Raw genomic sequence first — 12,480 nt, 5'->3', positions numbered from 1 at the left:
TCGTCTTCCTGTTCAACTGCAACTGGTTTGCATTAACAGCCGCACACTCTTGCGATCCATAGGACTCCGTACGACGTGAACATCACCACAACCCACAATAAAAAATCCCCTTGGTTGCCACTGGCCTTGGCGCTCGCGGTCAGTGCCGCGATGCCGTTGGCGTTTGCCGCTGAAGCCATTCATATCCGCGCGCAACCGCTGGGCCAGGCGTTGAGCGAATTGGGCCAGCAAACCTCGCTGCAGGTGTTTTTCAGCCCCGAGCTGGTGGCCGGCAAACAGGCGCCAGCGGTGGACGGCGACCTTTCGCCAGAGCAGGCTTTGCGGCAGCTGTTGCAGGGCAGCGGTCTCGATTATCAGATCAATGAAGGCTCGGTGACGCTCGCCCCGGCCGCCACCTCCGCAGCCAGCAACGGCCCGCTGGAACTGGGTGTGACCGACATCAAAGTGGTCGGCGACTGGCTCGGTGACGCGGACGCTGCGGTGGTGCAGAACCACCCCGGCGCACGTACGGTGATTCGCCGCGAAGCGATGGTCGAGCAGGGCGCGATGAACGTCAGCGACGTGCTCAAACGCGTGCCCGGTGTGCAGGTCCAGGACTCCAATGGCACCGGCGGCAGTGATATTTCCCTCAACGTCGGCGTACGCGGTCTGACTTCGCGCCTGTCGCCACGCTCGACTGTTTTGATCGATGGCGTACCAGCGGCGTTCGCGCCTTACGGCCAGCCGCAACTGTCGATGGCGCCGATTTCCTCAGGCAACCTCGACAGCATCGACGTCGTGCGTGGCGCCGGTTCCGTGCGCTACGGGCCGCAGAACGTCGGCGGCGTGATCAACTTCGTGACCCGCGCGATTCCGGAGAAAACCACCGGCGAAATCGGCACCACCCTGGAAACCACGCAGTACGGCGGCTGGAAACACATTGACACCGCGTTCGTCGGTGGCACCGCCGACAACGGCATGGGCGTCGCGCTGTTGTATTCCGGCGTCAACGGCCACGGCTATCGCGAGCGCAACAACGGTAACGACATCGACGACGTGCTGCTCAAGACGCACTGGGCGCCGACCGATCAGGACGACTTCAGCCTCAACTTCCACTACTACGACGCCAGCGCCGACATGCCCGGCGGCCTGACCCAGCGTCAGTACGACGACAAACCGTACGAATCGGTGCGTGATTACGACCAGTTCACAGGCCGGCGCAAAGACGTGTCGTTCAAGTGGATTCGCCAGATCGACGAGCGCACCCAGGCAGAAATTCTCACCTACTACACCGACAGCTTTCGCGGCAGTACCATCGCCGCGCGCGATCAGCGCACCCTCAGCTCGTACCCGCGTTCCTACTACACCCTGGGCATCGAGCCGCGCGTGTCGCGGGTGTTCGATGTCGGTCCGACCACTCAGGAAGTCAGCGTCGGTTATCGCTATCTGAAAGAGGCGATGCACGAAGAGTCGAGTCGTCTGGCGCTGGTCAACAATCAGCCGGTGGTCACGCCAACCTCCGACGGCCATGTGTTCCAGGATCGCACCGGCGGCACCGAGGCCAATTCGGTGTATGTCGACAACAAGATCGACGTCGGCAACTGGACCATCACCCCGGGCATTCGCTTCGAACACATCAGCACCGATTGGCACGACCGCGCCGTGCTCGACACCGCTGGCCGGCCGGTCCAGGAGAAAAACCGCAGCATCGAAAGCAACGAACCGCTGCCAGCGCTGAGCGTGATGTATCACCTGTCCGATGCCTGGAAGCTGTTCGCCAACTACGAAACCTCATTCGGCAGCCTGCAATATTTCCAGCTCGGCCAGGGCGGTTCGGGTGACAGCACCGCCAACGGTCTGGAGCCGGAAAAGGCCAAGACCTACGAGATCGGCACGCGTTACAACGATGATGTCTGGGGCGGCGAGGTGACGTTGTTCTACATCGACTTCGATGACGAACTGCAATACATCAGCAACGACGTCGGCTGGACCAACCTCGGCGCGACCAAGCACCAGGGCATCGAAGCCTCGGCGCACTACGACATGGCCGCCCTCGATCCGCGCCTCGATGGTTTGACCGCCAACGCCGGTTTCACCTACACCCGCGCCACCTATGAAGGCGAGATCCCCGGCTTCAAGGGCCGCGATCTGCCGTTCTATTCGCGGCAGGTGGCCACGGTCGGTTTGCGTTACGAGATCAACCGCTGGACGTACAACATCGATGGCTTCGCCCAATCGAAACAGCGTTCGCCGGGCACCGGTGTGAATGCGGATGGCAGCTTCAATGGCAACTACATCACTGAAAGCACGGCGGACGGGCAGTACGGCGACATCCCGGGTTACGTGACCTGGAACGTGCGCGGCGGCTACGACTTCGGTCCGCAGGTGTCGAACCTCAAGCTCGGTGCCGGGGTGAAGAACGTCTTCGACAAGCAATACTTCACCCGCTCCAGCGACAACAACTCGGGGATGTATGTCGGCGCACCGCGCACGTTCTTCGTGCAGGCCAGCGTAGGCTTCTAAGGCTTGATCGTTCCCACGCTCTGCGTGGGAATGCAGCCCGGGACGCTCCGCGTCCCTTGCAAAGCCGAACGCGGAGCGTCCGTTGAGGCATTCCCACGCAGAGCGTGGGGAACGATCTGGCTACGCCCTGCGAGCCTGCTCGCGAAGCTTTTAGACCTTGAGGACTTTACCGCCAATCGCCACGGCCACCAGCAACACCGCCATCAATCCAAAGGCAAAACTCAGGCTGCTGGCATGGGCGACAAAACCGATCACCGCTGGCCCGGCGAGAATCCCGGCATAACCGAGCGTGGTAATCGCCGGTACCGCGATGCTTTCCGGCATCACCGTTTGTTTGCCCACCGCCGTGTACAGCACCGGCACGATGTTCGAGCAACCGGCGCCGACCAGCGCATAACCCACCAGCGCCGCTTGCCAGCTCGGCGCGAAGGTGGCGAGAAACAACCCCGCCGCCGCCAACAGCCCGCCGAACAGAATGATCCGCGTCGCACCGAGCTTACGCACGATGCGGTCACCGAGCAGACGGCCGACGGTCATGGTCAGGGCAAACGCTGCGTAACCCATTCCCGCGTAAGCCGTGTCGATCCCGCGTTCCTGAGCGAGGAACACTGCGCTCCAGTCCAGCGCCGCGCCTTCGGTAAGGAAAACGATGAAGCACATGCCGCCGATAAACAGCACGATGCCATGGGGAATGGCGAACGCCGGGCCGGAGCTTTCGCTGCCGTAGGGCAACATGTGCGGCACGCATTTGAGCAAGGCGCCGATCAGCAACACGACGACGACCAGCATCGCCGCCAGCGGTGTCAGGCCGAGGCCGAGCAGGGCGCTGACACCCGCCGCACCGACGATGCCGCCGAGGCTGAACAAGCCGTGGAAACCCGACATCATGTGCTTGCCGCTGGCGCGTTCAACGATCACTGCTTGCAGGTTCACCGTCGAATCCACCGTGCCGAGGCCGGCGCCGAACATGAACAGCGTGGCGATCAGCGCCGGGATCGACGACACCGTCGCCAGCAACGGCAGCGCCGCGCAGATCAGCAAGGTGCCACCGGTGGCTACGCGTCGGCAACCAAAACGCGTGGCCAGAATCCCCGCCAACGGCATCGCCAGAATCGAGCCGACGCCCAGGCACAGCAGCAATAACCCCAGCGTGCCCTCATCCAGCCCGGCCCGCGCCTTGGCGTACGGCACCAGCGGCGCCCAGGCGGCGATGCCGAGGCCAGCAATGAAAAAAGCGATGCGGGTGGACATCTGTTGCAGACGTCCGGGGACGAACGTGTCTTGGGGGTTGAGGCTGGTCATATCGATCCTTGGCAAAAAAACAACTGCATCCCGAGTGACATTCTGACGGCGTTGAGGTTCGATCTCAGGCCTTTCGGGGCATAACGGTGAACATCCTACCCTGTGGGAGCGAGCCTGATCGCGAAAGCGGTGGGTCAAATATGGAATTGTCGACTGACGCACCGCCTTCGCGAGCAGGCTCGCTCCCACACTGGTTTGCGGTTTACAGTCGGATTTTCGCCAGCATGGAATACGGGAACAAGGCATGACGAAGTTCTACGACGCACGCGGCAATATCTACGCTGTGGTCTCACCCGAAACCTTGCGCGAGGCCGGAATCGCTTTGCCAGCGAGGGCCGCAGAGTGCGCCGTATCCAGGCAGCACTGGAGCGAAGCCGCCATCGCCCTGTGCTGCCATTGGCCCGACGGCCAACGCCCGGCCAACAGCAAACCCCACCGCAGCGACGGCCTGCTGATCGGCCCGTTCCAGGCATCTGCGCCGTTCGATGTGCTGATCGTTAACACCGACGGCAGCCTCGCCGAGCGCAGCGGTAACGGCCTGACGATTTTTTCTCAGGCATTGACCGAGCAAGGCTTGATGGCGGAGCAGGGCGCAGTATTGCGCGTTCATCATGACAAGGGCGAAGCGCTGGAAACCGGGGTGACACCGGCCGAAGTCGGAGGCGTGCGCGGTTTCTGGCTCGACCTCGGCCGGCCCGGATTCGGCCCGCGAGCCGTTGGGGCGCAGGCAGTCGAGAGCGTTCAAATCAATAATCGCGACGTCAGCCATGTCCAGCCCTTGGCGCAACTCAATCCTGACTGGGCACACAGCCAATTCGTCCGTATCGGCAATCCGCACTGTGTAACGCTGCTCAGCGATGCAAGCGCTTTGCCGAGCAACGAACAGATGCGTGAACCCACCCTGAACCAACGGCTTACAGCAATCGCCTATGCCATGCCCACCGGTGCCGGCAATCCCTGCCCGGCGGGCGTTAATCTGCAATGGGCCGTGCTGGTGTCGCCGCAGAAAATCGCTGCGCGGGTATTCGAGCGTGGCGAAGGTCCAACCGCGTCATCCGGCACCAGCGCCAGCGCGGTCGCGTGTGCAGCGTGGCGGGTGGGTTGGGTCGAGGCAGGGGAGGTGCGGGTGGTCATGCCGGGTGGCACCGCACCGGTTTTGCTTGAGGTTTCGCAAGGGGAGTTGCTGCGCGTCAGATTGTTTGGCACGGCGCGGTTGACCGCTTGATTCGGCGACTAGCGATGCTTTTGTAGGAGTGAGCCTGCTCGCGATGGCGGTGTGTCAGCCACATTTCTATCGACTGAAAGAACGCTTTCGCGAGCAGGCTCGCTCCCACAGGTTTTGCTTTCGGCCCATCAGGTTCAGCGTACTTCTCAGCTGAACTCCACCACCGGCATCTGCCGCTTCATTAGCACCTTGCCGCCGCGAATCGAATACAGCGGCAGGCCCTGGCTGCGGATCACTTCGTAGTCGCTGTCTGCCGAGAGAATCAGCAGGTTCGCCGGGCGGCCCTGTTCCAGTCCGTAACGTTCGCCCAGGTGCATGGCTTTGGCGCTGTTGTCGGTGACCAGATCCAGCGCGCTTTGCAGGTTGCGATAACCGAGCATGTGGCAGATGTGCAGACCGGCTTCGAGCACGCGCAGGATGTTGCCGTTACCCAGCGGATACCACGGGTCGACGATCGAGTCCTGACCGAAACACACGTTCATGCCGGCTTCGAGCAGTTCGTTGACGCGGGTCACGCCCCGGCGCTTCGGGAAGTTGTCGAAGCGCCCTTGCAGGTGAATGCTTTCGGTCGGGCAGGAAACAAAACTGATCCCGGAATGGCCGAGCAGGCGGAACAGTTTGGCGCAGTAGGCATTGTCATAAGAACCCATCGCCGTGGTGTGGCTGGCGGTGACGCGGGCGCCCATGTCGCGGCTGCGTGCTTCTTCGGCAAGCACTTCAAGGAAGCGTGAATGCGGATCGTCGGTCTCGTCGCAATGCACATCGACCAGGCAGCCGGTGCGCTCGGCCAGGTCCATCAGAAACTTCACCGAGCTGACGCCCTGATCGCGGGTGTATTCGAAATGCGGAATGCCGCCGACCACGTCAGCGCCCATGCGGATCGCTTCTTCCATCAGCTCGCGACCGTTGCGGAACGACTCGATGCCTTCCTGCGGGAACGCGACGATTTGCAGATCGATCAGGTGACGGCTTTCCTCGCGAACTTCGAGCATGGCCTTGAGCGCGGTGAGTTGCGGGTCGGTGACGTCGACGTGGGTGCGCACGTGCTGAATACCGTGGGCGGCCAGGGCCTGAATGGTCTTCTTGGCACGGGTCTTGGTGTCTTCTTCGGTGATGGTGACTTTGCGCTCGCCCCAGCATTCGATGCCCTCGAACAACGTACCGCTCATGTTCCAGCGCGGCTCGCCGGCGGTGAGGGTGGCGTCGAGGTGGATGTGCGGCTCGACGAAGGGCGGCACCACCAGATTGCCGCCGGCATCGAGGTCATCCGGGCCGAGGGTCGGCGCTTCGGTCTGACGGGCGATGCTGTGGATCAGGCCGTCTTCAAGGTGCAATTCGTGCAGGCCTTCCTGGTTGCGCAGGCGGGCGTTGATGATGTGCATCAGGCAAATCCTTTTATAGGTCTTGTAGTGGTGCGCTGACGCGACGGGCGCCGAGCATACCGGTGACGATGACATACGTTAGCGCGGCAGCGGCGATCCCTACCAGCGGCGCGACCCAGGGCGAACTGAACGCAGCGACGGTGCCCACCCCGTAGGCCCCGAGCCCCGGCCAGTTGAACGCCGGCAACCGTGCGTCGGCCAGGCGCGGATAGTGCCCGCGCCAGCGGTAGAAGAAGTCAGCCATGATCACCCCGCCAATCGGCGGAATCACCGTGCCGAGCAGAATCAGATACGGCACCAGCATGTCGTACATGCCGAGCAGGGCGAGCAGGGTGCCGATCACCGCGCCACCGAGGGTCACGGTCTTGCGCCGCCCGGTCCGCAGCAGGTTGCAGCCGGCCACGGCGAAGTTGTAGATGGTGTTGTCCTGCGTACTCCAGATGTTCAGCAAGAGCATGGCCATCGCGGCCATGGCGAAACCTTGCAACAGCAGCACTTCAACCACATCCGGCTGTTGATAGACGATCGCGCCATATGCGCCGATCAGCACCATCAGGCCGTTGCCGATGAAAAAACCGATCAGGCTTGCCAGCACTGCCACTTTTGCCGAGCGCGAAAATCGCGTCCAGTTGGTGGCTTGCGTTGCGCCGCTGACGAAGGTGCCGAACACCAGGGTGATCGCTGTCGACCAGTCCAGAGAGCCCGTCGGCACCACGCTGAGCAATCCCTCGAAACCGCCGACTTTCACGGTCGCTGCCCACATCGACAGCATCAGCAGCAACATCATCGCCGGCACCGCGATGTACGAGAGAATTTCCAGTCCGCGATAACCGATGTACGCCGTAGCGCAGAAACCCAGACCGAACAGCACCATCAGGACCAGCACGGTGGTTTCATCGAGATTGAAATACTTGCCGATCACCACCGCTGCCGTCGCCGTGCCCCACGCGTACCAGCCGATCTGGGTGAAGCCGAGAATCAGATCGCTGAGCTTGCTGCCGACTTCGCCAAAACAGAAGCGGCCCATCAGCACCGAATTGAGGCCGCTCTTGAAGGCGATGTAACCCAAGCCTGCCGCGTACAGACCGAGCAGCAAGTTGCCGACAATGATCACCACCATCATCTCGGCGAAACCGAACGCGACCCCGAGCTTGCCGCCGGCAAACATGGTCGCAGTGAAAAACGTGAAGCCCAGTAACACCATCGCCGTCGAGGCCAGGCCTTTGCGCGCGTGCATGGGGACTTCACTGAGCGGGTAATCGTTGCCGGAGGCGTTCTGCGTCATGGGGCAGTCCTTGCTGGAAGGGGAAGACGCAGAAGGGTTGCAGCGGTCGTGCCAAGCGGAGCAAGTGACCGAATGTGTAGACGCGACTGGGATTTTCAGCGCGAAAGCAGTGCACTGAATGCAGCAGGAGCCCAATGTGGGAGCGAGCCGTCATGGGGCTGCCCTCTTGGCGGGGAGCGGACAGCATAGGCATAAAAAAACAGCCGTGGAGGCTGTTTCTGAACTCAATCCGGCACTGACCCCTGTGGGAGCGGGCTTGCCCGCGATGGCGTCGGAACATCCAACATTGATGTGTCCGACACTCCGCTATCGCGGGCAAGCCCGCTCCCACAGGGTTTTGCAGTGGTCTTCGGATCGGCTTATTCGCCGCGATAGATGCAGCCGCTGGTGCACGTCTCATGAATGCGGATCGCGCTGAGTTCCGGCAGCAATGGCTTCATCTCATTCCAGATGAATTTGGCCAGCACTTCGCTGGTCGGGTTTTCCAGGCCTGGAATGTCGTTCAGGTAGTTGTGGTCGAGGCGTTCGTACAGCGGCTTGAAAATCGCTTTGATCTCGGAGAAATCGCGAATCCAGCCAGTGTGCGGATCGAGGTCGCCGCTCAGGTGCAGCGCGACCTTGAATGAGTGGCCGTGCAGGCGTCCGCACTTGTGGCCGTCCGGGACGTGCGGCAGGCGGTGGGCGGATTCGAAAGTAAACTCTTTGAAGATTTCCACGGTATTTTCGGCTCTGTTCAGATGGCGTTCGCCGCAGCGATTCGGGCAGGCGGCGAGTTTATCAGCTTGTCTTTGGCCGTGCTGACTAAAGGGTCAGCAAGCGCTCGGCGAGGCGACCGTTGGCCGTCAGTTCGAGAAATTCGTTGCCCAGCCGCCGGCTCTCGTCCATCGCCGCGTGCCAGTATTTCTGCCGGCTCGGCGCATCGCCCATAAAGCGTTTGAAGTCATTTCGATCGGGCAGTTTGCCGTAGGGCAGGCGCGCCAGATATTCCTTCGATGGCGCGACCAGCAGCACATCCTGCAGACGCTGCACCGAAGCGCGGCGCCATGGCAGGGTCTTGTCGAACCAGCCGGGAATCACTCGATCGGTGAAGTGCGGATAGAGCACGATACCGTCGCCGCTGTAGGGCAGGTCGAGGTGGTAGTCGAGCAAACCGCCGTCACGGAACGTACCCGCGCCGGCCCCGGGCAGGTCGCGTACGCCTTCCATGACCATTGGAATCGACCCGGAAGCGAGCAGGGCCTGGCGCAGGTTGCCGGTGTTGAGGGCAACGAAGCGCGAGGGGAAATCGGTCAAGGCATCAAGCGGCGGCGCCAGGCGTGGATCGTGGATGATCAGCCGTTCGAAGTGCCGCGACAGCCGTGCACGACCGCGCAGGTTGTCGGCGATCACTGAACCCAGTGCCAGACCGAGGCGCCCGCGATGGTCTTCAGCGAGGCGGCCTTGGCTTTTCACCACCATGATGTTTAGTCGGTAATCGGCGTTTTCGAGGATGCTCGCATCGCGGCCGTCGAGCAGATCATTGAGCATGCGCTGCGAGCTCTGGCTGATCTCGGCCATGCTCACGCCTTTGTTGAAATGCTGCTCGGCGTACAGCTCACCGAGGCGGCGAATGCCTTGGGCGGCGTCCGGCAGGCAGGCGCTGGCGAAGCGCCAGGAACCTACCGACGCGCCGATCAGCGAACGCTCACGCGGCGCACTCGGCAGCCACTCGCCGAACAACGCCAGATCGAGCCCCTGAATCCCCAACGCCTTCGGCCCACCGGCCGCACCGGGCAGGGTGCCGACGTCAGCGGCGTGCAAACCTTGCGCACGAATCCGCGCCATGGCCCGTGGGCCGGCCTTGAGGGTGAGAGCAGGAAACTTGATGTGGATGGCGGTCATACCGGTCTCGATCGTTAGCAAGCTGGCGATTATAAGCACATGTTGCAGGCCCATGTAGGAGTGAGCCTGCCCCACAAGGGGGGCAGACGCAAACCAGTGTGGGAGCGAGCCTGCTCGCGAAGGCGGCGGGTCAGAAACATCGCTGCAGCTGACACTCCGTCTTCGCGAGCAGGCTCGCTCCCACAGGGGACCTTGCCAGCAATGGGGCACAATGATGGCCATTCAGTTTCAGTTAAGTTGACCCCGCTATCGTGCCCACCTTAAGCAACATATAAGAATTCGGAGACACCCATGAAAACCCTGACTGCCCTGACCACTGCCTCGATCCTCGGCCTTGGCGCCAACACTGCGCTGGCGCGCGATCTCGGACCTGACGAGGCGCTTCGTTTGCGCGACGCTGGTACTATCGTCTCCTTCGAGAAGCTCAACGCCATCGCGCTGGAAAAACACCCCGGTTCGGAAATCACCGAGACCGAGCTGGAGGAAGAGTACGGCAAGTTCATTTACCAGATCGAACTGCGCGACCCGAAAGGGCTGAAGTGGGATCTGGAGTTGAACGCGGTCGATGGTGAAGTGCTCAGGGATCATCAGGATACGTAATGAAGCTGAATAGTCGCGCCACCCGCCTGACGGCGCTGGCGCTGGTGTTGTTGTGCAGTACGGCCATGGCTCGCGACCTCGATCAGGACGAGGCGCTGGCCCTGCGTCGCGATGGCGTGATCCTGCCGCTGGAGCAAGTGCTGCAGCAGGCCATGGATCGCTACCCCGGCGCCAAACTGCTGGAAGTCGAGCTGGAAGAAAAACACGACGTGTACATTTACGAAGTCGAATTGCTGACGGTCGAAGGCGTGGCGCGCGAGCTGCACCTGAAAGCCGATACCGGCGAGTTAGTCAAAGACAAGGAAGATTGATCGATGCGTTTGCTTCTGGTGGAAGACCACGTACCGCTGGCCGACGAACTGCTCGCCGGCCTGCAACGCCAAGGCTACGCAGTGGATTGGCTGGCCGATGGCCGCGATGCGGTGTATCAGGGCAGCAGCGAGCCCTATGACCTGATCATTCTCGACCTCGGCCTGCCCGGCGTACCGGGGCTGGACGTGCTGGCGCAGTGGCGCGCCGCCGGCCTGGCGATTCCGGTGCTGATCCTCACCGCGCGTGATTCCTGGGCCGAGCGCATCGAAGGGCTGAAGGCCGGCGCTGACGATTACCTGACCAAACCGTTCCATCCGGAAGAGCTGTACCTGCGGATTCAGTCACTGTTGCGCCGCTCCAAGGGCCAGGCCAACCAGCCGACTTTGCAAGCCGCCGGCCTGCATCTGGACGAAGGCCGCCAGTGCGTGGTTCGCGACGGCGCCGACATTCAGCTGACCGCCGCTGAATTCCGTCTGCTGCGCTATTTCATGCTGCACCCCGAACAGATCCTCTCGAAAAGCCACCTCGCCGAACACCTCTACGACGGTGAAACCGAGCGTGACTCCAACGTCCTCGAAGTCCACGTCAATCACCTGCGGCGCAAGCTCGGCAAAAGCGTGATCGAAACCCGTCGCGGCCAGGGTTACCTGTTCGGCGGGCAAGCTTCATGAGATCAATCCAGCGCCGTTTGAGCCTGGGTTTGATCAGTGTGATGGTGGTCGTCGGTCTGGTACTGGCGCAAACCAGCCTGTGGTTGTTCGAAGTCGGTTTGCAGCGCTACCTCGAAGCCGGCCTGCGCAACGACAGCGAGAGCCTGCTGGTAGCGCTGGTGCGCGGCCCGCAAGGTCTGCAACTCGATGAGCGGCATCTGTCGCCGGCCTATCAGCGGCCATTTTCCGGGCATTACTTTCGCATCGATTTTTCCGACAGCCACTGGCGTTCGCGCTCGCTGTGGGATCAGGAACTGCCGCTGCTGCAACATCCGGGGCTACACAGCAACCTGCAACTGGGCCCGGGCGGGCAACGCTTGCTGATACTGCGCTCGGACTATCGACGCCTGGGTCAATCGATCTCGATCAGCGTCGCCCAGGATTACACGCCGGTCAGCGACAGCTTCCAGCGCATGCGCCAGATCGGCCTCGGCCTGGGGCTGGCGGCGTTGCTGCTGATCCTGTTCCTGCAACGCCTGACCGTACGCCGCGCGCTGAAACCGCTGGAACGCGCGCGCGAGCAGATCGCTCAGTTGCAACAGGGCCAGCGCTCGCAACTCGACGATCAGGTGCCGGTGGAACTGGAGCCGCTGGTGGCGCAGATCAACCATTTGCTCGCCCACACCGAAGACAGCCTCAAGCGCTCGCGCAATGCCTTGGGCAACCTTGGCCACGCGCTGAAGACCCCGTTGGCGGTGCTGCTCAGCCTGGCCTCCAGCGACAAGCTCGATGACCATCCCGAGCTGCGCAGGATTCTCAAGGAACAACTGGAGCAGGTGCAGCAGCGCCTCAATCGCGAACTCAATCGCGCGCGGTTATCCGGGGATGCGCTGCCCGGTGCGTTGTTCGATTGCGATGCCGAGTTGCCGGGGTTGCTGGCGACGCTGAACATGATTCACGGCGAGCATCTGGCCTTGAGTTACGTCGCACCGCCGGGCTTGCAACTGCCGTGGGACCGCGAGGACTTGCTCGAACTGCTCGGCAACCTGCTCGACAACGCCTGCAAATGGGCAGATGCCGAGGTGCGCTTGAGTGTGATCGAACGGTCTGACGGCTTCGCCCTGAGCGTGGAAGATGACGGCCCGGGGATTCCCGAAGAGCAGCGGTCTCAGGTGTTCAGCCGTGGCACGCGGCTGGATGAGCAGACCCACGGGCATGGGCTCGGCCTTGGGATCGTGCGGGATATCGTCGATACCTGGGGTGGCTTGCTGGTGCTGGGCGAAAGCGAGTGGGGCGGGTTGAAAGTGGTGATTGAACTGCCTCGGCGGTGAGCCCCTGAAA

11 protein-coding genes are annotated in these 12,480 nt (G+C 62.2%); 6 read left to right on the top strand and 5 right to left on the bottom strand.

All coding sequences use genetic code 11. The features are described from left to right. Window positions 1-75 precede the first annotated feature (75 nt). Window positions 76-2,502, top strand: a complete 2,427-nt coding sequence (locus BXA01_RS06420) for a TonB-dependent siderophore receptor (RefSeq protein ID WP_076563611.1) — start codon at window positions 76-78, stop codon at window positions 2,500-2,502. A gap of 150 nt (window positions 2,503-2,652) precedes the next feature. On the opposite strand, the gene BXA01_RS06415 is transcribed toward BXA01_RS06420, so the two are convergent. Then, on the bottom strand, window positions 2,653-3,804 hold the full coding sequence (locus BXA01_RS06415) for an MFS transporter (RefSeq protein WP_076563610.1): 1,152 nt from the start codon (window positions 3,802-3,804) through the stop codon (window positions 2,653-2,655). Window positions 3,805-4,048: 244 nt separating this feature from the next. Here BXA01_RS06415 and BXA01_RS06410 point away from each other — a divergent pair, with 244 nt between their 5' ends. Then, on the top strand, window positions 4,049-5,029 hold the full coding sequence (locus BXA01_RS06410; protein ID WP_076563609.1) for a diaminopimelate epimerase: 981 nt from the start codon (window positions 4,049-4,051) through the stop codon (window positions 5,027-5,029). Between the two features lie 146 nt (window positions 5,030-5,175). On the opposite strand, the gene codA is transcribed toward BXA01_RS06410, so the two are convergent. From codA to BXA01_RS06390, 4 genes are all read right to left on the bottom strand, one after another. Then, entirely contained in the window at window positions 5,176-6,411 is a 1,236-nt protein-coding gene (gene codA / locus BXA01_RS06405; protein WP_071172997.1) for a cytosine deaminase, read from the bottom strand. A gap of 13 nt (window positions 6,412-6,424) precedes the next feature. Then, the gene (gene codB / locus BXA01_RS06400; protein WP_076563608.1) at window positions 6,425-7,696 is read right to left on the bottom strand and encodes a cytosine permease; all 1,272 of its coding nucleotides are present in this window, start codon (window positions 7,694-7,696) and stop codon (window positions 6,425-6,427) included. A gap of 359 nt (window positions 7,697-8,055) precedes the next feature. Then, window positions 8,056-8,412 carry a 6-carboxytetrahydropterin synthase QueD gene (gene queD / locus BXA01_RS06395; RefSeq protein WP_007915588.1) on the bottom strand — a complete coding sequence of 119 codons (357 nt, stop codon included), beginning with the start codon at window positions 8,410-8,412 and terminating at the stop codon, window positions 8,056-8,058. Between the two features lie 85 nt (window positions 8,413-8,497). Further along, window positions 8,498-9,577: a hypothetical protein gene (locus BXA01_RS06390; RefSeq protein ID WP_076563607.1), complete on the bottom strand. Its 1,080-nt coding sequence runs from the start codon at window positions 9,575-9,577 to the stop codon at window positions 8,498-8,500. A gap of 291 nt (window positions 9,578-9,868) precedes the next feature. Here BXA01_RS06390 and BXA01_RS06385 point away from each other — a divergent pair, with 291 nt between their 5' ends. The 4 genes from BXA01_RS06385 to BXA01_RS06370 are packed head-to-tail and all read left to right on the top strand — an operon-like array spanning window position 9,869 to window position 12,470. Continuing rightward, window positions 9,869-10,177: a PepSY domain-containing protein gene (locus BXA01_RS06385; RefSeq protein ID WP_016775414.1), complete on the top strand. Its 309-nt coding sequence runs from the start codon at window positions 9,869-9,871 to the stop codon at window positions 10,175-10,177. Beyond that, the gene (locus tag BXA01_RS06380; RefSeq protein WP_016775413.1) at window positions 10,177-10,488 is read left to right on the top strand and encodes a PepSY domain-containing protein; all 312 of its coding nucleotides are present in this window, start codon (window positions 10,177-10,179) and stop codon (window positions 10,486-10,488) included. Before BXA01_RS06385 ends, BXA01_RS06380 begins: the two co-directional genes overlap by 1 nt. A gap of 3 nt (window positions 10,489-10,491) precedes the next feature. Beyond that, a complete protein-coding gene (locus BXA01_RS06375) occupies window positions 10,492-11,160 on the top strand; it encodes a response regulator transcription factor (protein WP_016775412.1) in 669 nt (222 codons plus the stop codon). Beyond that, a complete protein-coding gene (locus BXA01_RS06370) occupies window positions 11,157-12,470 on the top strand; it encodes a sensor histidine kinase (protein WP_076563606.1) in 1,314 nt (437 codons plus the stop codon). The genes BXA01_RS06375 and BXA01_RS06370 overlap by 4 nt, the downstream gene beginning before the upstream one ends. The last annotated feature ends 10 nt before the right edge of the window (window positions 12,471-12,480 follow it).

This window comes from Pseudomonas sp. B10 (assembly GCF_900156235.1).
Taxonomy (GTDB): domain Bacteria; phylum Pseudomonadota; class Gammaproteobacteria; order Pseudomonadales; family Pseudomonadaceae; genus Aquipseudomonas; species Aquipseudomonas siliginis.
Note: the sequence above shows the minus strand (reverse complement) of the source record. Positions and strands in the feature narration are given on the sequence as shown.